Annotated in this window: 19 protein-coding genes and 1 pseudogene; 13 read left to right on the top strand and 7 right to left on the bottom strand. The window is 63.9% G+C overall.

The annotated features are described in order from the left end of the window. The first annotated feature begins 72 nt into the window (after positions 1–72). Positions 73–1,899, top strand: a complete 1,827-nt coding sequence (locus tag J5251_RS11695) for a calcineurin-like phosphoesterase C-terminal domain-containing protein (protein WP_244250643.1) — start codon at positions 73–75, stop codon at positions 1,897–1,899. An 89-nt stretch (positions 1,900–1,988) separates the two neighbouring features. Here the strand turns inward: J5251_RS11695 and J5251_RS11690 are convergent, their stop codons facing one another. Next, the gene (locus J5251_RS11690) at positions 1,989–3,674 is read right to left on the bottom strand and encodes a DUF222 domain-containing protein (RefSeq protein WP_208574084.1); all 1,686 of its coding nucleotides are present in this window, start codon (positions 3,672–3,674) and stop codon (positions 1,989–1,991) included. A gap of 438 nt (positions 3,675–4,112) precedes the next feature. Between J5251_RS11690 and J5251_RS11685 the strand changes: the two genes are divergently transcribed. Then, complete coding sequence (locus J5251_RS11685) at positions 4,113–5,471, top strand: hypothetical protein (RefSeq protein WP_208574083.1); 1,359 nt, start codon at positions 4,113–4,115, stop codon at positions 5,469–5,471. A gap of 5 nt (positions 5,472–5,476) precedes the next feature. On the opposite strand, the gene J5251_RS11680 is transcribed toward J5251_RS11685, so the two are convergent. Beyond that, positions 5,477–5,953 (bottom strand): universal stress protein, encoded by a 477-nt coding sequence (locus J5251_RS11680; RefSeq protein WP_208574082.1) that lies wholly within the window; start codon positions 5,951–5,953, stop codon positions 5,477–5,479. A 164-nt stretch (positions 5,954–6,117) separates the two neighbouring features. After that, positions 6,118–8,919: a hypothetical protein gene (locus tag J5251_RS11675; RefSeq protein WP_208574081.1), complete on the bottom strand. Its 2,802-nt coding sequence runs from the start codon at positions 8,917–8,919 to the stop codon at positions 6,118–6,120. Positions 8,920–9,266: 347 nt separating this feature from the next. Between J5251_RS11675 and J5251_RS11670 the strand changes: the two genes are divergently transcribed. The 3 genes from J5251_RS11670 (at position 9,267) to J5251_RS11660 (ending at position 11,876) form a co-directional block, all read left to right on the top strand. Then, on the top strand, positions 9,267–10,688 hold the full coding sequence (locus J5251_RS11670; RefSeq protein WP_208574080.1) for an alpha/beta hydrolase family protein: 1,422 nt from the start codon (positions 9,267–9,269) through the stop codon (positions 10,686–10,688). Positions 10,689–10,718: 30 nt separating this feature from the next. After that, positions 10,719–11,303 carry a DUF3237 domain-containing protein gene (locus J5251_RS11665; RefSeq protein ID WP_208574079.1) on the top strand — a complete coding sequence of 195 codons (585 nt, stop codon included), beginning with the start codon at positions 10,719–10,721 and terminating at the stop codon, positions 11,301–11,303. Between the two features lie 408 nt (positions 11,304–11,711). After that, positions 11,712–11,876, top strand: coding sequence for a hypothetical protein (locus J5251_RS11660; protein WP_171059430.1), 165 nt, complete (start codon positions 11,712–11,714; stop codon positions 11,874–11,876). Between the two features lie 166 nt (positions 11,877–12,042). On the opposite strand, the pseudogene J5251_RS20370 reads toward J5251_RS11660, so the two are convergent. Further along, positions 12,043–12,205: pseudogene (locus J5251_RS20370) on the bottom strand (helix-turn-helix domain-containing protein); the annotation flags it as partial. Positions 12,206–12,921: 716 nt separating this feature from the next. Here J5251_RS20370 and J5251_RS11655 point away from each other — a divergent pair. Further along, on the top strand, positions 12,922–13,269 hold the full coding sequence (locus J5251_RS11655) for a hypothetical protein (protein WP_208574078.1): 348 nt from the start codon (positions 12,922–12,924) through the stop codon (positions 13,267–13,269). 101 nt (positions 13,270–13,370) lie between these two features. On the opposite strand, the gene J5251_RS11650 is transcribed toward J5251_RS11655, so the two are convergent. Continuing rightward, positions 13,371–13,667 (bottom strand): hypothetical protein, encoded by a 297-nt coding sequence (locus tag J5251_RS11650; protein WP_139006189.1) that lies wholly within the window; start codon positions 13,665–13,667, stop codon positions 13,371–13,373. Between the two features lie 487 nt (positions 13,668–14,154). Here J5251_RS11650 and J5251_RS11645 point away from each other — a divergent pair, with 487 nt between their 5' ends. From J5251_RS11645 to J5251_RS11635, 3 genes are all read left to right on the top strand, one after another. Next, positions 14,155–14,772, top strand: a complete 618-nt coding sequence (locus J5251_RS11645; protein ID WP_139006190.1) for a TetR/AcrR family transcriptional regulator — start codon at positions 14,155–14,157, stop codon at positions 14,770–14,772. A gap of 107 nt (positions 14,773–14,879) precedes the next feature. Then, entirely contained in the window at positions 14,880–16,121 is a 1,242-nt protein-coding gene (locus J5251_RS11640; protein WP_208574077.1) for an MFS transporter, read from the top strand. A 32-nt stretch (positions 16,122–16,153) separates the two neighbouring features. Continuing rightward, positions 16,154–17,803, top strand: coding sequence for an amidohydrolase (locus J5251_RS11635; RefSeq protein ID WP_244250642.1), 1,650 nt, complete (start codon positions 16,154–16,156; stop codon positions 17,801–17,803). An 89-nt stretch (positions 17,804–17,892) separates the two neighbouring features. On the opposite strand, the gene J5251_RS11630 is transcribed toward J5251_RS11635, so the two are convergent. Together J5251_RS11630 and J5251_RS11625 are read right to left on the bottom strand one after the other, a co-directional pair. Continuing rightward, positions 17,893–18,852 (bottom strand): 2-hydroxyacid dehydrogenase, encoded by a 960-nt coding sequence (locus J5251_RS11630; RefSeq protein WP_208574075.1) that lies wholly within the window; start codon positions 18,850–18,852, stop codon positions 17,893–17,895. 51 nt (positions 18,853–18,903) lie between these two features. Next, positions 18,904–19,611 (bottom strand): GntR family transcriptional regulator, encoded by a 708-nt coding sequence (locus J5251_RS11625; RefSeq protein WP_244250641.1) that lies wholly within the window; start codon positions 19,609–19,611, stop codon positions 18,904–18,906. A gap of 179 nt (positions 19,612–19,790) precedes the next feature. On the opposite strand from J5251_RS11625, the gene J5251_RS11620 reads away from it, so the two are divergent. Genes J5251_RS11620 through J5251_RS11605 form a run of 4 tightly spaced genes read left to right on the top strand, consistent with a single transcriptional unit; the run spans position 19,791 to position 23,808 of the window. Further along, positions 19,791–20,855: an Ldh family oxidoreductase gene (locus J5251_RS11620; RefSeq protein WP_244250640.1), complete on the top strand. Its 1,065-nt coding sequence runs from the start codon at positions 19,791–19,793 to the stop codon at positions 20,853–20,855. 52 nt (positions 20,856–20,907) lie between these two features. Further along, positions 20,908–21,969, top strand: coding sequence for a DctP family TRAP transporter solute-binding subunit (locus J5251_RS11615; protein ID WP_139006196.1), 1,062 nt, complete (start codon positions 20,908–20,910; stop codon positions 21,967–21,969). Beyond that, entirely contained in the window at positions 21,966–22,517 is a 552-nt protein-coding gene (locus tag J5251_RS11610) for a TRAP transporter small permease (protein WP_139006197.1), read from the top strand. The genes J5251_RS11615 and J5251_RS11610 overlap by 4 nt, the downstream gene beginning before the upstream one ends. A gap of 10 nt (positions 22,518–22,527) precedes the next feature. After that, positions 22,528–23,808: a TRAP transporter large permease gene (locus tag J5251_RS11605; RefSeq protein WP_208574072.1), complete on the top strand. Its 1,281-nt coding sequence runs from the start codon at positions 22,528–22,530 to the stop codon at positions 23,806–23,808. Positions 23,809–23,814: the final 6 nt, after the last annotated feature.

Here is a 23,814-nt window from a genome sequence, read left to right as displayed (position 1 = left end):
GCTGTCCGCCCAGCCCATCCGCTGGGCGGACAGCTGCTGCCCCAAGCCCACTTCATTCGACCGGAGAATCCATTGCATCCGAATGACCATCTCAGAAAACCGCTCTCCAGCCGGCCTGCCCGCCTGACCGCCAGCACGCTGGCACTCGTGGTCGGTGGCGTCCTGCTCTCCCCCGCCGCCATCGCCACACCTGACAGCGCTCCCGTAGATGCCGGCGGAACCGCCGCCTACCAGGGCGCCGTCGACGTCGTTACTGGAGCTGACGAGAACCAGAATGTTCTCGATGGCACCGTGTTCAACGACAAGAACCGCAACTCCAAACAGGACACCAACGAGCCCGGCGTCGCCGGCGCCACCGTGTCCAACGGCCGTGACGTCGTGACCACCGACGAGCAGGGCCGCTACGAACTGCCGGCGTTCGACAACATGACCGTCTTCGTCACCCAGCCCCGCGGTTACCAGGTTCCGGTGGACGCCGACAACGTTGCCCAGTTCTCCTACAACCACCTGCCCGAGGGCTCGCCCGACCTCAAGTACGGCGGCATCGCCCCGACCGGTGCGTTGCCCGACGCCGTGAACTTCCCGCTGGCCCAGAGCAAACTCACGCAGTCCCCCGAGCAGCACTGCGTGATCGGCGCCGACGTCCAGACGTATGACCAGGAAGAGGTGGCGTTCGCCAAGGCGGGCGTCTTCGCCGACCTGGCCGCCCGCGATGACTACGCCGGCTGCGGCGCCCTCTTCATTGGCGACGTGGTGGGCGATGATCTGTCCCTGTTCAGCCAGACCCGTGAACTTTCGGGAATGCTGAACGGCCCAGCCCGCTTCCTGCCCGGCAACCACGACCTCGACTTCGATGCCCTGGACGGAGAGCACGAGTTCGACACCTTCCGCGCCAAGCTGGGCCCGGAGTACTACTCCTACGACGCCGGCAAGGCCCACGTCGTCGCGCTGAGCACCATCGAGTACCCCACGAATGTGCCGGCAAAGAAAAGCAACTACACATACGGCCTCGGCGAGCGGCAGCTCGAATGGCTGCGCAACGACATCGCACAGGTGCCCAAGAACAAGGTGATCGTGCTGGCCTCGCATAGCCCGTTGCTCGAGTTCTTCTACAGCAACTCGCACACCACCAAGCAGCTCAAAGAGATTTACCAGATCCTCGAGGGCCGCGAGGTCATCACGCTGGGCGGCCATACCCATATGTCGGAGAACCTGCGCAAGGGCGACCTGATGGCCGGTTGGATGGATGAGGTTGGCGAGCAGGGCCTGCCGTTCACGCACCTGACCGTCCCCGCGGTTTCCGGCCATTGGTACGGCGGACGCGTGGTCGAGGAGGGCTACCCCACGTCCATCCAGCGTGACGGAACCCCGCCCGGCGTCGTAACGCTGGACATCATGAACACGGACGTCACCGAGCGATTCACCGTCCGGGGCGGCGACGAGTCGCAGCAGCTGGCGGTCGGCCTGAACAGCCCGCGTTACCGGACCTGGTACGCCGAGAACGTCAGCAAGCCCCGCGGCTCGGCACCGGAGTTCGGGAACCCGTTGACCGTCTCGCAGGAAGACCTGGCCAACCAAACCTGGCTCACCACCAACTTCTGGATGGGCAGCACCGGCTCCACCGTTGAAGCGAAGATCGACGGCGGTGAAACCGTTCCGGCAACCCGCACCCAGCAGCTGCAGGGCGAGACCGTCCGCGTCGGCGCCGAATGGTCCGACCCGGTGGCCATCCAGGAGCAGTTCGTCCACGGCGGCGGACTCGCCGACCGGTCAATGCACCTCTGGCGGCTGGAGCTGCCCTCCGACCTCGCAGTCGGAGAGCACACCGCGGAGGTCACCGCGACCGATGTCCACGGCCGCGAGTTCACCGAAACGCTGACCTTCCAGGTCGCTAAATAGTCCTGCACCAGCACAGCGCACGACGGCGGGTGGCAGCTTCACACTTCGCAGCCACCTGCCGTTTCTGCGTTCAACGCTCTTGGCGATTGTCACCAGGGTGGTTTGGCTGGCTGGAGCGGCCAGTCATCGAACGGCCTATTCCAGCCGTTCGTTTCCTCCTGCCGTGGCCGTCTCTTGGGCGATGTGCCTATTTGGGTTGCGTCTACGCTATCCGGCAGGGCGGTCAGGGCCGGTTTCTTCGGTGGCACGGATGGTCGACCCAAGTGTTCTGCCGGTGCAGGTGCCGGTGCAGGTGCTGGTGCAGGTGCAGGCTCGAGGGCAGGTGGATCCTGAAGGATCCCCGTCCGTGACGGAGCGGTGGGCAGTGCAACTCCTGCGTATCTGTAGCGGTTCCGCCGGGGTTTCTGGTCGGGGTCGATGTAGCGGGGCGGGATGAACCACGGGATTCCGTCCCGGGCTTCGATCTTCCAATTTTCATCGTGTATCAGGTGGTGGTGCCAGCTGCAGAGAAGAATACCTTTGTCTACTGACGTGCGGCCTTCATGCTTTTTCCAGAACTCGATGTGGTGGGCTTCGGTCCATGGTGCCGGCATGGTGCAGTCCGGAAAAGCGCATCCTTTGTCCCGGGCCACGAGTGCCCGGCGCTGTGCGGGGGTGAAGAGCCGTTGCGCGCGTCCGACGTCGAGGATTTCGCCCTTGCCGCCGAGGACTATCGGGATCAGGTCGGCGTCGCAGGCGATCTTGCGGACGGTCTTCGGTGTGATGAGTCCGCCGAAGACCGCGTGTCCCGAGGTGCCGATCCGGTCGATCAGGTCCTGGTAACCCATGGTGATCATGATCTGGGGCCGGTGGCCGCCGCTGCTCGGAAGCTTATCCGCGCAGAGGGCGATTTGGCAGGCGCCAACGAGTCCTTGCAGCAGTTTCTGCGGCCGTGTCGGTCCTTGCCACGCCGGATCCTGCTGCTCGTGGGAGAGCCCCGGGTTGTCGGCGCTCACGCAGGGGCCGGTCGCAGGAGGATCGTCATTCTCCGCAGCAAAGGTGGTGCGCAGGCGCGGGTTGGTGGCGGCGTTCATGACGGTGATGAGGTATTCGTACTGCTCGTCGGTTGCCGCGATCTCTATCCGGTGCAGACCCTGCCGCTTGCCGCGGATGAACACGCCCTGCTTCGCCCGCAGAAGCTCATCGCCTGGCTCCCGGCCGTCGGGGTCCAGGCCGGCTTCCCAGCGCTTGATGATCTCCCGCAGGACGTCCAGATCCGATTCGGCCGCCTGCAGGGTGAGCTGTTGTTCCATGGCGGCCAGGTCCTCGTCGGAGGCCGTCGGCCGGACCCGCTCAAGCGCGTCGCGGATGAGGGTGGCCGCCTGGCCGCTGATCTTGGAGGTGGCCAGGACCGCCCCGAGCCGTGCGAATTTCGGCGGTGCCTGTTCTCCGGTCATCAGCGTCGAGGGCATGGTGCTGGACCCCACCCGCAGCCTGCGCTGGGCTTCACTGCGGCTGATGTGCAGTTTCGAGCGGAGATATTCCGCGGTGTCCTTGAACTCCGGCTTCTTCGCCTTGCCGTCCTCACCTGGTCCCTGCACCGGATCAGCCAAGGTGAGGCGCTGATCGGTTTCGCCCACCGCCGCGATGTTCTGCTGCTCCACGGCGTGGGCGCCGATGAGCTGCAACTGCTCTACCGTTTTGGAGATCTCTTCGATGGCCGCCACCGAACCCGCTAAGTCCTTGGGGGTCTGCAGGAGCGCCGCCTGCTGGAATGAAGCGGCGAAATCCTGCATGGCAGCACGCACTGAAGCGAGGAAGCCTGCCGGCTCCTGATGCGCTTCAAACGGTGCAATTCCATACCCCCACGCTATAGAACACGCCTTCGAATAGCACGGGAAAAGCGGCAATGTGGAGGACAAGTGGTCGGAGTAGTCCTCGCGGATTCCTGACCTCCGGAACCTCCTGTTTTTCAAAGACATCGTCTTGTCGCCCTCGACGGTGAAGACAGCCGAGGACAGGGAGCACTGCGCGGCGTTCTCCGCGGTCGGCAGGAATGAGAACGTGTCGCCGTCCGACTTCGTGAGGGTGAACCAGTCCCCGCCGTCGGGCCCCAGCGCAACTTTAGGGCGCCGTCGTCTTACCCCCTGTTTGGTGGATTGACGCCTGGGCGATGCTGGGTGAGTCTGAACGCACGCGGGCGCGACGGGCGCCGCTTTGGGGAAGGACGCGTCATGAGGACTATGCGTGCGTCCACAGCCGTCGTACTTGCGACAGCCGCTGTGATGGCCCTGTCCTCCTGCACTCCCGGCGGGCCGGAACCACCCGACGCCGCCCCCTCTACTTCTACCAGCCCTCCGGGGGCCGCTGAATCCCCGCGAGAGCCCCACCAGTCCTACCGCTCCACAAACTCCTTTGACGCGCAGCTGCCCACCCCGTGGACGGACGGAGCCTCATGGGTGATTGAGGACGCGGTGGTCGGCACGTACGGCTTGGACACCGGAATTGCAGCCCTGTCCGAGGACGGCATCATGACGGTCTACGACCGGCGCGGTGGCGTGGTCTCACAGTCCGAGGAACCGAGGGAGCTGGCGCCCGACCGGACCAGGGGCACCGAAGTCGCACAACTCTACGAGGGCGGGAAGAAGTACCTCGCTGTATTCACCCAAGGAACGCCACCCGAGGCAGAAGGTGCAAGCCCGTCCCCCGGCGCCCTAACTGTCGTGATCACCGTGTTCGATGGGGCCAATGGCGAGCTGCTGCACCGCACGCTCCACACCCTCTCCTCTGACGGAGACGAGCACACCGGGCTGCTCGGCCACAGCGGCTCCCTGTATCTGCCCGTCGCCGAGGCTCCGTTGGTTTTCGATCCGGTCAGCGGTGAGTTCGAAACCGTTGAGGTTCCCGACGGCGACGAATGGGTCCTACGAGTGGACGGCGTGGACGTCTTCAACCGGGTCGATGACCTCGTGGACATGGAGCTTGATGACCGCCGCCAGCAGGGCTACGAGGCGTTCACCGGACAATGGCGCCATGAGGGGTTCATCGCCATCCCGAACGCGGTAGGACCGTACATCAACCTGGCCATCGGCAACGGTGGCGTCGCGACGGACAAGTGCCTCGTCGTCAACGTGCATAGCGGCGAAAGCATCGGCGCCTCGGAACGGCTGAACAACGGGTGTCTGCGAACCGGCTCCAACCACATCCATGGCTTCAACGGGCTCCTGTTCGTGGGGCATCGGGGAAACGGCTTCGCCTCCTTTGAGGAAGGCACCGTCCTCGTCGCCATGTTTGACCCGGAGACCCAGCGGCAGTGGGTCGAAAACGCCGATCCGCGCGACACCGAGTCGGAGGACTTCCGCCCTTACTTTGTCGGCGCGGACCGCATCGTCTACGGCAAGTACTCAGCGCCAGAGACCAGCGAAGGGCAGGCCGCCAGCTACGACCCTGCGCTGGGGACGGAACCTCGCACCTGGCACGAGGGCAATAAGACTGTGCTGCCCGCCGCCGTCTCCGGCGATGGGATCGGAGCCTTTCCTGACCTCGATGGGAACGCGATGGCGTACATTGTGAAGCCCGAAGCCGGACCATGATCGAGTCAGTCGTGCTCCCGACGTCCCCAGTGATGGGAGCGGCCGTGCACCTTCCCATCCTCGTGCAGCACCAGGACCGGGCACGCGGCATGGGATACGCAGGCCGAGCTCACGGAGCCGAGGTGCATGCCGCGGAAGCCGCCGTGGCCCCGCCGCCCTACCACCAGCATGACGGCTTCCTTTCCGGCCTCCACCAGTAGCTCGGGCGCGGGTCCGCGCAGCAGTTCGGTGCTCAGGTCGGCCGGCGGATTTTCGCCGAAAGCCTGCTCCACTGCGGCCTCAAGTTTCTTCTTCGTTGAGGCTTCGAACGCGTCGAAATCCGGCGGAACATACCCCTCGTAGATCGGGGGAAAATGCCAGCAGGAAATCGCATGGATGGATGCGTCAAGGGCAGGCGCCAGCCGCCCGGCCATGCGCAGCGCCTCGACCGAACCCTCGGAACCATCCACACCGACAACAATTTTGCCGCTTGCCGACCCCATCGCCGTTCTCCTTCGTTTAGGAATCCGCCCCGCAATTACAGAATGACAGGGAATGCGCAGTGTGGAAAGACGTCACTGATCACGGCCGGACCCCTCCTTGAAAACGACGACGGCGGGTGGCTGCGTTACGCAGCCACCCGCCTGGACGGTCACCCTGGTTAGGCTCAGGAACCGAGCCGCAGGGTCTCCCAGCCGCCTTGGCCGATGATGATCCGCTGGTTGATCCGGTTCTTGGTTACGGCGTAGTGGTACAGCGTGCCGTTCATATCCCGTGCGAGGATACCCATTCCGCCGTCAGACACATGGTCGGGAATGGCCGAGAGGTGCCCCATGGCGTTCCAGCCGGACCGGCCGACTACCCTACGTTCTTCGGATACGAACCGGCCGGATCCGTTGGAGCGGTACAGCTTCAGCTGGCCGGTGGTCATCTTTACCACCAGATCCATCCTGGCGTCCTGGTCGTAGTCCATGGCCATCAGGTCGAGGTTCCGCCAGCCGGAGGAGCCGATCAGCGTGCGGGGGCCATGGTTCTCGCCTGTCGGGTTGGTGTAGGCGTAGAGCTTGCCGTCCCGCAGGTTCTTGGCGATGACGCCGGGGAACTTGTCGCCGCTGCGCCACTCGGTCACCAGCACGTCGTAGCCCTGCCAACCGCCGCTACCGATGACTGCGCGCTGGAAGCCACCGGTCGCCCGGCCGTAGTCGACTGTCAGCTGGCCGTTCTTCCAGTTCGCCACGAGATCCTGGACGCCGTCGTTGTTCCAGTCGGCCACATCCACTTTGAGAGCGTTCTGCCAGCCTGCGGAAACGAAGGTTCTGGTAGCCAGGTCGCCGCCCTTCGCCGAGGGGTACGAGTACAGGGAACCGTCGCCCGCCACCGCGGCAATGTCCCCGGGCAGGATTTTCGCGGTCTTGTTCGCCTCGGGGAGCCGGTCCGGAAGCACCCGCAGGTCACGGGCCAGCAGGGCCGGCATGTCGTAGGACCAGTGGTTGACGCCGGGCAGGACCGTCATGGTGGTCTTGGTGAAGCCCTTGTCCGCATAGATCTGTTCGGCACGCTGGGCAGTGCCGAGCGCGGACCAAGTGGCCAGTGTGGTGCCGCCCATGCCGTCCAGGCTGCCGGCGATCCAGTTGACGTTCATGTTCTTAACTGCGGTGGACGGGGCCGTCGGCATGCTGCGGTATCCGCCGCCGCCGACGATGGTGGCGCCGCCGCCCTTGATCCAGTTCTGCTTATCGGCCAGGACCTCCATGCTGGTGAACTCTGCACCGCCGGAGTAGCCGTGGAACCAGACCCGGCTCGGGTCGACGTCGTACTTTGCAATTAGCATGGCCGCGAGTGAACGGAAATAGTCGCCGTTGCGGTCGATGTCTTCCCACCAGGTGATGCCGCCGACCTTGTCCGGGGTGATGACCGGGACCATGAGCATGTTCTTCTTGGCCGCCTCGGCCGCCATGCCCTTCATGATGGAGCCGGTGGGCTGGTGGACGTAGGACTGCGCCGGGTAGCTGTAGTCGCCGTGGAAGACGAAGACGATGCCCACTGGCTGCGAGGTATCCACGTTGTTGCCGAGCACATGGTACTGGCTTGTCAGGCCGTTGGGCGCGGTGTAGTTCCGGTACGTCAGGGTGCCGGGAGCGGGTGCGTAGGCCACGATCGCGGTCTGGGCCGTGGTGACCGTCCGGGACCGGTAGTTGGTTTTAGAGCCCGTGATCCGCACCGACAGCTTCGTGCCGGCGTCAGTGGTGGTCACCTTGTAGGTTGCGGCGGTGGCGCCGGTGATGTTCCTGCCGTCACGCAGCCACTGGTAGGTCAGGGTGGCCCCGGTGGTCCAGGTGCCCTTGGCGGTCAGGGTGCTGCCCACCAGCGCGCTGCCGCTGATGGTCGCGGCCACGCTGTTGGCCACTGTGCCCAGGATGACTTTGGCCGTCAGCGCCGAGGTGGCGGAGGTGGCAGTCATACCGGACTTTGTTCCGGTCACGCGGACGCTGATCCGCTGGCCGGCGTCGGCCGTGGTCACCTTATAGGTGGCAGCGGTGGCGCCCGTGATCGGCTGGCCCTCGCGCAGCCACTGATAGGTCAGGGTGGCGCCGGTAGTCCAGGTTCCGGCCTTGGCGGTCAGGGTCTGGCCCAGGACAGCGCTGCCGGAAATGGTGGGGAGGACGCTGTTCACGACGGGCTGCGGAGTCGCCTTGACGGTGACCGGGGCCTCGGTAGTAGTGGTCGGCGAAGGGGCCGGAGCAGGAGCATCGCTGGACGGTGTGGGATCCGGCGTTTCCGTGGCGGGAGCTTCCGTTGTCGGAGCTGGCGAAGGCGTTTCCGTGTCCGGAACGTCAGTGCTCGGGGCAGGCGTCGCGGCATCTGTGGCCGGGGCTGATTCGTCCGCTTCCGGAACCTCAGTCAGCGGTGCTTCCTTGGCCGGCTGGTCCGTGGCGGACCCGGTTGCCTCAGGGGCGGGCTTCGTCGACGACGCCTCGTCGGTCCACTCCGCCTCCACAATCTCGGACACTGTCTTGCTGCCTTCGACAGCAGCGCGGAACCGGAGTTTGGCGGCCTCGGTGAACTTGAACATGCGCTGGAACGCCTCATCGCCGGATTCCAGAGCGTCCGACGTCCACAGCTTGGCCCACTCGCCGTCCCAGTAAACCTGGAGCTCGATGGTCTTGCCGGTTGCGTTGGTAACCTGGCCCTCGAACTTGAGCTCCGGGTCGCCGGCCTCACGCTTCAGGATTTCCAGCTTCACAACCGGTTCGGCAGCAACGTCGGCAGTGCCGGACGGAGCGGGATCAGGTGTGGCAACGACAGATGCGGGAGCAGAGCTGCCGGTCGCATCGCCCGTGACCACCGAGGTTGCGTCGGTTGTCGACAGTCCGGTCTCGTCACCAGCGTAGGCCGGCGTGGCGGCCGGGATGATGAATCCCGCTGCCAGTATTCCGGCAGCCGCCAGCGCAACAAAACGTTCTTTCACAGTTTCGCCCCTCAAAAAACGATCGGCGGAACCGTGATACCGGCTCCGAGCTAAGGTAGGTACCCGGCAAGCCGTGACCATTCCCCACGGGAGAAGCGTAACGTTTCACTTAAAGCTTTCATACCCCAGTTAAACCCCAGTTTCGAACAACACGGGAACTAAACGCCAAGGAACGGCGGCGGCGATGCCATTACCCGCGCCCTGTCCATCTATCGGGCAAGATTCACGACGCCAAAACCTCTGCGGACACCGACATTGTGACGCACTTCATATTAATCGTTGACACGATCAATCATTCGGATAAGCATTAGTTGTCCGATTAAACGATCCACAGTGAGGTTTCCCCAATGACCCGCACCATGCGTCAACGCTGCCGCACGATTGTTTCAACATCCGCCCTTTCTGCCCTCCTCGTCGCCGCGGCTGTCTCCCCCGCCGCCGTAGCTGCACCGGCGTCGTCCGGCGCCACGACTGCGACGACCGCTGCCGCAGAACAAGTACCTCCCACCGTTGCCACCGGGACCCTCGACAACGGAGCCACCTGGCGTGCCGAGGTGCCCGCGAACTGGAACGGCAAGCTGGTGCTGTTCGCGCACGGCTTCCGTGGCGGTACCGACAACCCGGCGTGGGACAAAGGCTTCGCCCCCACTGCCGCAGAACTGATCAACCGCGGGTACGCCGTCGCGTCGTCGTCGTACGCCGAAACAGGCTGGGCGCTGGAGACGGCCGCGCAGGACCAGCTCGACACCATGGCCGCGTTCGAGAAGCAGTTCGGCGAAGCGGACCGCGTCATCGCCGTGGGCCGGTCTATGGGCGGCCTCGTAACCAGCATGATGGCCGAGATTCGGAATGCTGGCATCGACGGCGCCGTGAGTACCTGCGGACTGGTCGGCGGCGGAGTCGCCCTGAACAACTACCAGCTGGATGCAGCCCACGCGGCGGCCGAGCTTCTCCTTCCCGGGCAGGACATCCGGCTGACCGGCTTCACCACGCCGGAGCAGTCGGACGCGACCATCGCCAGCCTGAAGGCTGCGCTGCAGGAAGCCACGGAATCGGCCGAGGGAAGGGCCCGGATTGCACTGGTGGCGGCACTGCTGAACACGCCCACCCAGCTCGACGGCGTCGAACTGATGGATCCGGAGTCCCTGGCCGCCGCCCAGGCAGACCTTGTGCTGGACACCCTGCCGACCGTCATCGGGCGCCGTCACACCATCGTCAACGCAGCCGGCGGGGACAGCGGCTGGACCGCAGGCGTGGACTACGCCAAGCTCCTGCACTCCTCTGACCAGCGTCAGCAGGTGGAACACATGTACGGTCTGGCAGGCCTCGACCTGTCGACGGACCTTGCCACCATCACCGCCAACGCCGACATCACACCGGATGGAAACGCCCTGGAGTGGATGCTGCGCACATCTACTCCGACCGGCGAACTGCAGGTGCCGCTGCTCGCAACGCACACCCTTGTGGACCTGCTGGCGCCCGTGGAGTACCAGGAGGAGTACGCCGAAACCGTGCGCCAGGCGGGCGAGCGCTCCTTGTTCCGCCAGGCTTTCGTGGACCGCGAGGGACACTGTAGTTTCACGGTCGCCGAGAACGTCGCCTCGATCGAAGCCATGGACCAGCGGCTGGAGACCGGCAACTGGGGCAACGTGGCCAAGACCTCCGTGCTGCAAACGAACGCCGAGTCCATCGGCCTCGACGGCGCCGCCTTCGTCGACTTCCGGCCCGGCGAGTTCATCAACGACCGCGACTGGAACGCCAATTTCTAAACCGAGCTTCATTTTGGAAGGAGGAATGTCATGACCCAAAACATCCAGCGTCGCGTCATGCTCGGTGCAGGACTGGCATCTGTTGCCGGTCTCGCTACAGCCGGGTCAGCCGCAGCCGCCGACAAGGCGAAGCCAGCTCCCCCGTTGCCTGATAAGAAATTCGAGGAACTCCTCGCCGGTGTCCCCATGGACCGGGTGGGCGCCGAGCTCGCCTTCGAAGCAGTAGTGGATATCGCTCCTGCCGAGGATTTGGGCGACGGCCCTCTTGGCGGACGTCGGATTGTGCCCATCATCGGCGGCAGGTTCAAAGGTCCGCGGATCAGCGGCACTGTTGAGAGCGGCGGCGCCGACCGGCAGCTCATCCGGGGCGACGGCGTCCGCATGCTGGAGGCGATCTATGAGCTGCGCACGGATGACGGCGCCGTTCTGTCAGTGGTCAACAACGTGCTCATCGACCAGCCCACGCCGGAACAGCGGTACGCCAGATCGTTCCTGACCGTGACCGCCCCGACCGGCCCGCACGACTGGCTGAACCGGCGCATCCTGGTCGGAACGCTCAACTCACTGCGCCCCTCCAGGGATGCCGTGCTGATCCGCGTCTTCGTCCTCACCTAAGGTCTCAACTGCGGGCAAAGTACGACGCCGGGTGGTTGCGTTGCGCCGCCACCCGGCGATTCGTGTTGGAAATGTCATCTAGGCCGTCAGTCGGCCATACAAACCACCGCCGCCGCCGATGAAACGGCCTGAAGAAAAAGCGAACGACGTCGGCGCCGCAGATCCGGGCTTCCCCGAAGGCGAGACGCCAGCCAGAGAGTGAACGCTATGTACGCGACGATACCTACAAATATCACGTAACTTTGACGCTGCCGGCTTTCAGATAGCGAATGGCATCAGCTGCAACGACGACGATGACCATGGCAGCAGGGACGATTGGGAGGACCGGGAGAATGACTAGCGGGACTCCACAGCAACTTCACAGTTTCGTCACAGGCGGGTTCATGGCCGAGCCCATACCGTGGAAATGTGGACGAGAAGGAAGCCTATAAGCCCCGCCACTGGCCCTTGATAATCTTTGCCTTCGCGGTGACGGCGTTGTTCCTCGCCGCCATCGTTACCACTTTTTCCTCCTTCGGCCTGCAGCTGTTGACCCAGATTATTGAGTGGTTTCAGGCCATCGGCATTGTTTGATGGCCCAATCTTTTCCGGCACTTCGGCCTAGTTGCCCGTACGGGCTCCGTCGGTAACCTCCTCCCCGTTGGTCGGGCTCATCGCTCTCCCCCTCGGGATCCCGACTGCGGTCCAGCCGTCCGGCGGCTATTGCTTCGGCGGTACGCCGGTAGCCGTCCTGGATCTACTCTTCCAATTTCACAGTTCCACCCGCCACTGGTTCCGGCCGCCAATCCTGATCGCGGGCAGGTCCCGGAGCGGACCAGTGCGTAGGCCTGGGCGGAACTGACCTAGCGGATTTCCTGCACGTCAGAAAGTTTGAGGAAACGCTGCCGGCGCGCATCTGTCAAGGTCCGACTTTAGCCAAGGACAGGCGTGGATTCGGCGCCGCCCCGCCACGGGGAACAGCAGGACGGCGCCGAAATCCCCAACATAGTTACTGCAGCCCGCACGGCTGGGCGGGCCACGCGTCTTGAGCCAATCTTGAGCCGGACATGCGGAAACCCTGAGGTTGATCGTTCACGCTGGAGCCAGCAGATGGCGGGAGTTGCAGCCGGAGTCCGGGCTACTGGGGAGTGTCTGGACTGTCAGCGGCCGGCTCGTCTCAGCTCATCGGGTGCGGGGCACCGGCAGGACTTTGGGGAGACTGCCGGCCCCGGCACCTGTTCCTCGTTTTCCCTGCTTTATCCAGCCCGGGCTCCATGGATGCCCTGACATGCGAAATGGCCCGAAGTAAGACCTCCCCAAGCCAACTCCAGGGTGACATAAACCTGGTCTTTCGCTTCCTCAGGCCAACCTCAGGAGATCTGCGGTCGCCGGCGGGAAAATCGTATGACACGCCTGTAACGGCCTTCGGCCACAATCGTAGGAATGGCAGCCGGCCAGGCGACGACGCAGCCTGCTCCTTAGCCCTTCCGGGTTTGCATCTATGCCAGAGCAGCGTACAGCCACACTGGAGCCCGCCATGACCGTTCGACAAGCTTCAAGCCCGTCCCAGCCCGCTGCTGCCTCAGCAGGCGAGTTACCCCTTTACCGACTCCATCTGATGCGGGCAGGCTACTTTTACATGGCGGTTGGCCTCGCCATCTTCAAAGTGCCAGACCTTTTCAGCCAGGATGCCTCGAGAACCCTGATGGAAGGCGTTGTCACCTGCATCCTGACCGCCATGTGCATCCTCGCCTTCGTCGGATTGCGGTACCCGGTCCGGATGCTGCCGCTGCTGCTGTTCGAGTCAATCTGGAAGCTCATCTGGCTAGCTGCCGTAGCCTTGCCCGCCATCATGGACGACGCCGTTGACCCGGCCATGTCCGAACTGATATTCAACTGCTCCATGGTCGTCATCATCCTGGCCGTGATTCCATGGCGCTATGTATGGCAGCACTATGTCACCGCGAAGGGCGACAGGTGGCGGTGAGCACGTCACTGCACAGACTCCAGTTATCGGGTAACTGCACCAACGAAATCACGACGGCGGCGCCCGGCTTCCCACCGGGCACCGTCTCCTTCTCGGCCCGACTACATCAGCAGGTTGTGCAGCGGGATCTCCGTGGCTTCCGGCATGGTGGTGAACCCGCCCTCCACGCCCTTCTGCAGCAAGGGCATGAGAGTGCTGTCACGGAAAGATTCCCAGCTCTCCTTCGACTCGTGGACGGCGATGACCCTCCAGCCGCCGTCGGACGGTCCGGCCGCGTGGAAGATCTGCCCCGGCGGGCGCTGGCCCTCGCCGGGGTGGGCCGCGGCCACCGATGCCTCGTACTGGTCCTTGGTGCCGCCGGGAAAGAAATGCACGATTGCGTAGGCCGACGTTTCCATGAGTGCCTCCTTCGACTGTTGGAATAACCAATGGTGGCCCTGCTCCTGCACCATGACGATAGGTCTTCCGCTGGACCTCGCTCCCGGCCTGCCAGCATCCCGGTAGGGCCTAAAGTCCCTAGCGCTCCGGCCTGCTGAATCGTTACCCTGAACGTGACGCATCAACAACCGCGGCTTCGTTGGGGAGGCCGCGGAATTGTCGATGAAGGTTAGGGGAATCCGTGTGGAGTTTGGCGTGTTGGGGAACACCAGGCTCCACACGACCTCTGCCGCTGATCAACTGACACCGGAACGGCGAAACTCACTGCGCCATTCAGGAACCCCGCAGTTCTGATCCACACCGACGTGTAGCCACACCTGAAAGTTAGGCCGATTCTGCCTGCTCCCTTGCGCAGCCACTCGCCGCTCAGCGGTGGAACCGCAGGGTCGCAGGCATTCTGACATTCAAGTTAGATTGATAGGATCATCGCTGCGCAAGGAGTTCTTCATGGCCCGTCCCCGTTCCCCGCTCTTGTCGGTCGACGCCATCGTTGCTACGGCACTGGAATTAGTGGACGAGGAAGGCGACTTCAGCTTTCCCAAGGTCGCACGGCGGTTGGGCGTGAGCCAGTCTGCGCTGTACAACCACATCGACAACCGGGAGCACATCATTGAGTTGATGCGTGGAAAGGCATTCTCCCGCGTAATAGGAGTGGATCTTGACAATATGCCGTGGGAGGACGCGCTGCGAGCGCTAGTGCGCAACTATCGCGACTGTCTCCTCCCCCACCCCCGTCTAGTCCCGATGCTGATCACCCAGACGGTGCAGGATCCGGGCGTGATCGCGTTCTACGAGGACATGGCTACGGTGTTGGGACGGGCGGGTGTGCCCAACGAGGAGATCGTTCCCGCGATCAACACGATCGACTATTTGGCTTTGGGCTCAGCCTTAGAACTCACCGCCCCGGAAGTCGTGTGGAGTCTTCCTCCGGGACGCTTCCCCGCCTTCGCCCAGGCGGTCTCCAACCTGGGCACCCCCGCGGAACGTTCGGAGGCAGCGTTCGCCTTCGGGCTGGATCTCCTCATCGCCGGCGTGCGCGAAAAGGCGTTGAAAAAGATTTCCTGAAAGGCTTTCACTAACCTCTTGAAATTTGAGAACCGCGCCCACATAATAATGAAAGCCTTTCATTTAGTGACGCCCCGCACATCTTCTCTGACCGATGGAGGACAGCTATGTCCAACGACTCCTCAACTACGCATTCGACGCGTGTACCGCTGACTGCCACCCGCGCAGTTTCTATTTTCGGCATCAGCGTGGTCGGATTCATGACCGCAAACCTGGTTCCGATCATGCTCGTAGCCCTCATCGAGGAGCTCGCATTCCCAGCAACAGCCGCGGGTGCTCTCTTGACAGGTTCTCTGCTGGCCTGCGCAGCTACCTGCCTGCTGACGTCGCGCTGGGCTTCCCTCGACGGACGTTATGTCATCGCACGGAGCGGACTCGCATTGTCGGCTTTAGGCTTCGGTGCCGCGGCTTTTATTCCCTCCGTTCCGGCGGTCATTGCAGGCGTACTCCTCGGTGGCCTGGGAAGCGGCGGCGCCGTTTCTGCAAGCGGAGCCGCTTTGGGTGCTTTACGCAATCCTGACCGGGCATCGGGCATCAGCGGATTTGCCAACCGGGCGTTGGTCTCCGTGGTCCTCTTCGCCATACCGGCATTGGGCGCGGGAATGGGCAGCGCCTTCGGCCTGCTTGCGGGCCTGGCCCTGGCCGCGCTGTTCACCACAGGATGGCTTCCGGATCGCCCCGCCGTCGAATCCCCCGCTGTTGCAGCAGCAGCGGCCACCTCTCCCGCGGTATCGCAGCGCAAGACAACCATCGCGGGCCTTGGCCTGCTGGCCTGCTTCGCCCTCTGGGCACTGAGCGAAGATTCGCTTTGGGCCGTGGCGGCCACGATGGGTGCCGAACAGGCCCGGCTCGACGAAACAGGAATGGGCTTGGTGTTGAGCCTGTCTACCCTAGGCGGGCTAATCGCTTCGGCCCTGATTGGTGTGGCAGGTGGACGTTTGGGTCGCACTGTGCCCCTCGCCGCCGCACTGATAGCCGGCGGCGCCCTGAAATTCGTTTCCGGCATGGTTACCGATCCCGGCTGGTACATGGTGGTCATCATCGCTTGGAACACCATCTACATGCTCTCCTTCATCTACGTCGTCGCTACTGCGGCAGCGCTCGACGCAACGGGCCGCTGGTCCGCACCGGTTCTCGGGGTTTACCTCATCGGCTCCTCGTTCGCTCCCGTCTTCGGCACCTCCATCTCAACGGCCGCCGGCTACACCACCTTGGGAATGGTGTTGTCAGGCATGACCTTCGTCCTGCTGGTTCCGTTCCTCATCATTTCCAGATTCTCCGTGCGCGCTGAAGCTGCCCAGGGTGCAACTGCCCCCGAAACAAACCTCAATCAGGCAGCGATTGCCTGATGTCTAACCCACACCACTTAGGAAGTTTCCCCATGCCTGCCCGCACGCTCTACACCAACGCCACCGTCTTTACCGCGGACGGAGGCAACGCCGAAGCTTACGTCGTCGAAGGATCCCGTTTCGCCTACGTCGGCGATGAGGCCGGCGCCCGCGAGTTTGCCGGCGTAGAAGCTGAGGAGGCTGATTTGGAGGGCGGCTTTGCTCTCCCGGGTTTCATCGACGCCCACACCCACCTGCTGATGACGGGACAGGCTCTGCAAAAAGTCGCCCTGCGCGACGCGGCAAACCTGGCCGAACTGCAGGATCGCCTGCGCGAGGCCGTTCTGGATGCTCCGGAAGCGCCGCGCATCCTTGGCGCCGGCTGGCTCTACAGCACGCTTGCCGACCAAGCCCCCACCCGGGAACTGCTTGATGCCGCCGTTCCGGACCGGCCGGTCTATCTGGATGCGAATGATCTGCACTCCATGTGGCTCAACAGCGCGGCCTTACAGGAACTGGGCATCGACGACTCGACGCCGGATCCGATCGGCGGCCGGATCGGGCGGGATCCCGTCACCGGTGCGGCGGACGGCATGCTGTACGAAACAGCTGCCCAGCAGATCGCCTGGCCGGCGCTGGCCCGGACGGCCACGGACGCGGAGCGGGACTCGCAGTTGGAGGAAGCTTTCACGAACTACCTTGCCGCCGGTGTCACCAGCGCGGTGGACATGGCCGTGCAGGAGGACGATCTGACGGCATTTCAACGCGCCCTGCAGCGACACGGCGGAAGCCTGCCGCTGCGCGTCAAGGGACACTGGCTGATCTCACGCCGGGAGTCCACGGAGCAGAATCTTGCCCAGGTCTCCGAGGCTATGCGCCTGGCTGAGGAGGTCTCCGGCGACTGGCTCCGCATGTGCGGAATCAAAGTCGTCGTGGACGGCGTCATCGACAGCTGCACTGCGGCCATGAAGGAGCCTTACAGCGACGGCAGCACCTGCGAGCCCATCTGGGACCGGGCGTCCCTGACTCCCGTCGTGGTTGCCGCCGACGCCGCCGGCCTGCAAATTGCCTTGCATGCCATCGGCGACGAGGCCTCCGATATCGCTCTGGACGCCCTCGAGGAGGCCTACCGAATTAACGGTCCCCGCGACCGCCGGCACCGGATCGAGCACCTTGAAACAGTGACCGAGTCCAACGTCCGCCGGCTGGCCCGCCTGGGCGTGGTCGCCTCCATGCAACCGGTCCATGCCGACCCGTCGATCCAGGAGAACTGGCAGACCATGCTGGGCGACCACCGGACGGAGCGGGCCTATCCGTGGACCGAGTTTACGGCCGCAGGCGCCACACTGGCCTTGAGCAGCGACGCTCCCACTGCCCCGCACCACCCGCTGCCCAACATGTATGTGGCCGCGACGCGACGCTCCGCTTTGGACCCTGCCTTGTCGGCCAATCTGCCCGGCTATGCTCTGGACCTGGCCGACGCCCTGCGCCATGCCACCCGCGACGCGGCCTACTCATGCCGGGCCGAAAACACGGAGGGGCGCATCGCCGTCGGTCATTTCGCAGATTTCACGGTCCTCGACACCAACCCGATCGCCGCTGAGCCCGCGGAGCTTCTGACCAACCACGCCCGCCTCACCGTAATTGGAGGACGCGTCGCCTACCGCGCCGCCAGCGACGGGCTCATGGCCGGAATGAAGTGACCCTGGACCTCGCCACAAACTGAGTACGACGGCGGGTGGTTTCGTTCCAGCCACCCGCCGAGTCGTTCTGGTACCCCAAGACCACGGCGTCAAGACCAGGCTGTGCCCCGCTGGACCAGGTTTTCCGGTTCGGTGCCGGTACTGAGCGCGGCGAGCTGGCGCTTGAGCAGCCGCACTATGCGCGGAAAGAACGCGGAGGTGTTGCCACCGATGTGCGGGGTGATGAGGGCGTTGTCTGCCCGCCATAGAGGATGGTCAGCCGGAATCGGTTCGGGATCGAAGACGTCGATGGCGCAGCTGATCCGTCCGGATACCACCTCCGCAGTCAGTGCTTCGGAATCAACCACGGCGCCACGGGCGACATTCACCACCAGCGCATCGTCGGGCAGTGCCGCCAATACCTCCCGGCCAATCAAGCCCCGCGTCGCCTCAGTCAGCGGCGTAATCACGATAAGCACGTCGGCATTGCGTGCGAGCTCGACCAGCTCCTCCGTGCCATGGACATGTCCTTCACTGTCCTCGCGGGCCTTCGAGCCAACACGGGTCAATTCCACTTCAAAAGGCTCCAGCCTCCTTGAGATCTCGGCCCCGATGCCGCCTACTCCGACGAGGAGGACTCGCCGGTCCGCCAAGGAGAGCCGACGCTCGTGCCGCCACCGGCCCTCGAGCTGGTCCTGCGCTGCCTTGTCGATACCTCGCAGCGAGGCAAGCGTAAGGCCGATGGCCAGCTCAGCCGTCGCCGCCGCGTGAACGCCGGCGGCGCTGGCAACCGCTACGTCTTCGGCGACAGCCTCCCGAACGCCGTCGATCCCGGTGGTCTGCGCCTGCACGAGCTTCAGGTTGCTGGCCTTGCCCAGCTCCCCCAGCACCGCCCCCGCGTTCAGGTACGGGAGGACCACGGCATCGAGGTCTGCCAGTCCCGCCCCCTCTGGGTCACCTTCGAAGTCCCAGACCACGCCGCGCATGCCGCTGGGCAGCGGCTGGACAGAATCCAGCAGGTCCTGGTCAGGGAAACTGATCGTTTTGATATCGCTCGCTGTCGGGCTCATGGGGGTCCTCCCGTGGTTGGTTGAATGGAGTCCTGCGTCGGAACGGCTTGCTTATCGCTCGCCGCTGGGAGGGACGTGCGTTAATGCAGAACCGGCCGGTCTGAGTTCCTGTGGCCCGGCACCGTCTTCGAAGGCCTTGGCAAAACGCATGTAGGCGCTCGTGAGATGCTGCTGCATCGCTTCCTCCGCTCGGCCCGGATCGCAGTCGCGGATGGCCTGCCAGACCTGGCGATGTTCTTCCAAGGTGATAGCCCCGCCGATGTCGGCCGGATAAAGGCGGAAAATGTGCAGGTGGCAGTGCGTCTGGCTGTAGGCATTTCCCACCACCTTATTGTGCGTGGCGGAGAGGATGAGGTCATGGAACCTCGTGTCGTGGCTGACCAGTTCCTGCCGGATATCGGCCTTCGATTCGGTCTGCTCGCGGAACCCTTCCAGCTCCCGTTCGAGGCGGCGGGCGGGGTTTTCGAGCCGGTCCACGGCTGCTGAGCGGGCCGCCCACGGTTCAACCAGCAGGCGGAATTCAAACAAGTCCCGCAACGCCTCCAGGTCCAGCAGCGGCGTGGTGCTGTAGCCGCGGCCGGACGTAGCCACCACCAGGTTGTCGCCCTGAAGTCGATGCAGCGCCTCGCGGACAGGTGTAGGCGAGACACCCAGCTGCCGGGATACCGCGTCGATGTTCACTCGGGTCCCGGGTGGAATCCGGTTTTCCAGGATCTGTGCGCGCAGCTCCTCATAGACCTCCCCGGTCGACAACTTCATCCTGCTCTGCTCCGGCGACTCTGCCACGTGCATCCCTTTCGTCCCCTAGCAGGTTATCCCTGCCCGCCCCGTTTGCTGGAGCGGCTCATTTCGATCCTTCGCGAAGGACCACTTGCATTGTGCGATAAATCACATAGGGTTTTGACCAATCCTATATGAAGAGTAACGGGGAACACACTTTGGAACTTCAGAGCTACTCAACTCATGACCTCATCCGCTTCGCCTCCCAGGCGCTCCAAGCCGTCGGAGTGCCTGTCGCGGACGCGGACCTTACCGCCGAGTCGCTGGTCGAGGCAGACCAACGCGGCATCAACTCGCACGGCCTGCTGCGCCTGCCGCTGTACGTGGCAGCCATCGAGGAGGGCGGCATCAACCCGCGTCCGCAGCCGCGGTGGCTAAGGGATACCGGCTCCGCCGCCCTGCTCGACGCCGACGGCGCCCTGGGACAAGTCGCGATGCAGGCCGCCACGGACTACGCGATGGCCCACGCCTCCGACCGCGGCATTGCTGCGGTGGCGGTCCAGAACAGCAGCCACTACGGCGCCGGCATTTTCTGGACTGACCGCATGGCTGCCCGTGGCCTGGTAGCCATTTTGACGTCCACCACCGGACCCACCGTGGCGCCTTATGGGGGTGTCGCCAAGGTGTTCGGAACCAATCCCTTGACCATCACCGCTCCCAGCGCCAGCGACCACCCCTTGACTGCAGACATGGCGACCAGCACCGGTGCCTACGGAAAAGTCATTGCCGCAAAGAACGAGGGAACCAGCATTCCCGAAGGCTGGGCTGTAGACGCCCAGGGCATCCCGACCACCGATCCGGTCGAGGCGATGGCGGGAGCATTGATACCGTTCGGCGGCCACAAGGGCTCGGCTGTGTCCGCCCTGCTGGAAGCGATCGCGGCCTCCCTCGGCTCTGGAACCTTCGCCCATGAAACCGAGGACATCTGGTCCAACCCCGGATCACGGATGAACACGGGCCACCTGTTGATCGCCTTGGACACAGAGGCGTTCGCAGGCCGGCAGCACACCGAGGACCGGGTGTCCCGGCTCCAAGAGCGGATACGCGAGTCAGGTGTTAGCGGTGCAACAGTCCATGCACCGGGCGACATCGAGTACGCCAAGGGAAACCGGAACAGCGAGACGGTGGCACTTGCCGCCTCCACCACCCGCCTGCTCAATGAGCTTGCCGAAAAACTCAACATTGCCCAGGCCGCGCAAGCAGCCGAAGAACCCGCCCACTAGCCAGACCTCAGACAAAGTCAGAATTCACTAACAGTCCGAAGGAGAACCAACAATGTTGGATTCACAGCACACCGATTCCCGCAGCGCAGTCCGTGGCCACCGTGTTGCCAAGGCCCTGACCCTTTCCGTCACTGCGGCCGCAGCCGTGATGCTCGCTGGTTGCGGCGTGGGCGGTCCGGTGGAAGCGAGCGGCACCAATGCCGCCGGCGCCAACGGAGACCAGGTCCTGCGTCTGGCGCACGTCTACGAGGCGGGGCACCCGGTCGAGAAATGCGGCGTCGCAACGCTTAAGAAAGAGCTGGAAGGCAGCGGCATCACGGTGGAGAGCTACCCGGCAGCCCAGCTGGGCAGCGAGGCCGAATCTCTCGAGCAGGTAGCCACCGGAGGCCTGGACATGGCCATCGCCGGCCCCTCCTTCCTCGGCGTCTGGCACGAACCGGCGGCCGTCCTGGACGGCGCCTACCTCTTCGAGGACGTCGACCACTTCGTGGAAACCATCGAAGGACCCGAGATGCAGAAGGTCTACGACGAAATGAACGCGGAGACCGGCATCAAGGTCCTCTCGGGCTGGTACTACGGAACGCGTCACGTCACCTCGAACAAGGAAATCCACGGCCCCGAGGATATGCAGGGCATCAAGATCCGCACCCCGGATGCGCCGCTCTACCTGACCAACACCAAGATCATGGGCGGCACGGCCACCCCGATGGCCCTCGACGAGGTCTACCTTGCCCTGCAGCAGGGCGTCATCGACGCACAGGAAAACCCGATCCCCACGATCGCCTCGGCCAAGCTCAACGAGGTCCAGGACTACATCAACCTCACGGGCCACATGATCCAGGGCATCAATATCGTTACGGGGTCTGCCCTCTACGACTCGCTGCCCGAGGACCAGAAGACAGCACTCGCTTCGGCCATGGACGCTGCCTCGGACAAGGTCCGTGAATGCGTCGAGACCGAGGAGAAGGAAACCCTCGAAGAGTGGAAGAAGGGCGACGGCATCAAGGTCAACGAGGATGTCGACCGCGAAGTCTTCGCAGAGCGCGCCCGCCAGATGCTGCCGGGCGAAGTTTCCTGGGGCGACCTCTACAAGCAGATCCAGGATGCTAAATGATTCCCGAACACCCCGACGAGCCTGACTTCCTTGAGTCCAGAAGTCCCGTCCTGCGAAGCCTTGTGAACGTCGAGCGGCTGGCAGCTGCTGGCCTCTTGAGCCTCACACTCGTCCTGGTACTGGTGCAGGTTGTCAGCCGGTATGTCTTCTCAAGTCCGTTGTCCTGGACCGAGGAGCTGGCCCGCTTTGCACTGGTGTGGCTGACGTTCATCTCCGCCGGATTCGTCATGGCGAGGCGCCTGCACGTCACCGTCGACCTTCTCGCGGCCAAGCTCAACAAGCGGGCGGCAGTGCTGATGGATTCCTTCGCCATGCTGGTGGTCCTGGTCGTCTCGGCGGCAATGACCATCGCCGGGACCCAGTTCGCGATCTCCGCCGCAAAGCTGAACGCCCCCGCAACGGACATTCCGATGAGCGTCGTGTACACGGCCGCCGTCCTGGGATTCGCGCTCATCTTCGTGCATGGCCTGCTGAATACCTTGGTCAACCTGCGGCATCCGGAGGAAGTGCCGGAAGCCATGGACAATCTCGAAAAAGAATCCTTCTGAGGAAACCCATATGACATTGACCCTCATGCTCGTAGGCCTGCTGGTTCTCCTGGCCCTCCGAGTTCCCGTTGCGATTGCACTGCTGGTGCCCTCGTTGATCTACGTCACGATGGACCCGACCGCGTCCCTGGGCATAGCAGTGCAGCAGACTACGTCCGGCGTCAACAGTTTCGCCATCCTTGCCGTGCCCCTGTTCATCCTCCTCGGTAATGTCGCGAATGTTTCCGGCGTCTCGGACCGGCTATATACAACTGCCGTGGCCTACTTGGGCCACATCCGCGGCAGCCTCGGCTATGTAAACATCGCCACTAGCTTTGGCTTCTCGTGGATGAGCGGTGCCGCAATTGCTGATGCCGCTGCCATGGGCAAGATCCAGGTCCCCGCTATGAAGCAGCGCGGGTACAAGGAGGAATTCAGCCTTGGCATCACCGGTGCGTCCTCTTTGATCGCGCCGATGATCCCCCCAAGCATTCCGGCCATCATCTACGCGGTAACGGCCGGGGTATCCGTCGGAGCCCTGTTCATGGCCGGCATCATTCCGGCCCTGGTACTGATCCTCTGCCTGACGTTCATGGTCTGGTGGCTGACCCGCACCGAGCACCACCTCACCCTGCCCAAGGCTTCCTGGGGCGAACGCGGGCGTTCCCTGCTGGCAGCCCTTCCGGCCTTCGGCGCCGGCGTGGTCATCCTCGGCGGCATCCTCAGCGGAATCTTCACGCCTACGGAGGCCTCCGGAATCGGCGTCCTCTACATCTTCATCCTTGCCCTCATCTACGGATCGCTGACGTGGCGCAAGACTTATCGGATCCTCCTGGGCTCCGTCGAAACGTCGGGTTCGGTCCTCCTGATCGTCGCAGCGGCGGCGCTGTTCGGCTGGGTACTCGCCCGTGAACAGGCTCCCCAGCTCGCAGCGGACTTCATCCTGAACTTCACCAACCATCCGATTGTCTTCCTCATCCTCGTCAACCTACTGCTGCTGGTTATCGGCTGTGTCTTGGAGCCAACGGCCGCCATCCTGATCCTGGTACCGGTGCTTGGACCGGTCGCCGAGACCTTCGGCCTTAGCCCCATCCATTTCGGCGTCGTCGTGATCTTCAACCTGCTGATCGGTCTGCTGACGCCGCCCGTCGGACTGGTGCTGTTTGTCCTGTCGAGCGTCACAAATATCCCGGTCCCCAAGGTCATCAAGGGCGTGCTGCCGTTCTTCGTGCCCATGCTGATCACCCTCTTTGTCATCACCTTTGTTCCCGCGCTGAGCCTCTGGCTTCCGTCACTGCTCGGTTTCGTCTAAACGCCT

This window comes from Arthrobacter crystallopoietes (genome assembly GCF_017603825.1).
Lineage (GTDB): Bacteria > Actinomycetota > Actinomycetes > Actinomycetales > Micrococcaceae > Crystallibacter > Crystallibacter crystallopoietes_B.
Note: the sequence above shows the minus strand (reverse complement) of the source record. Positions and strands in the feature narration are given on the sequence as shown.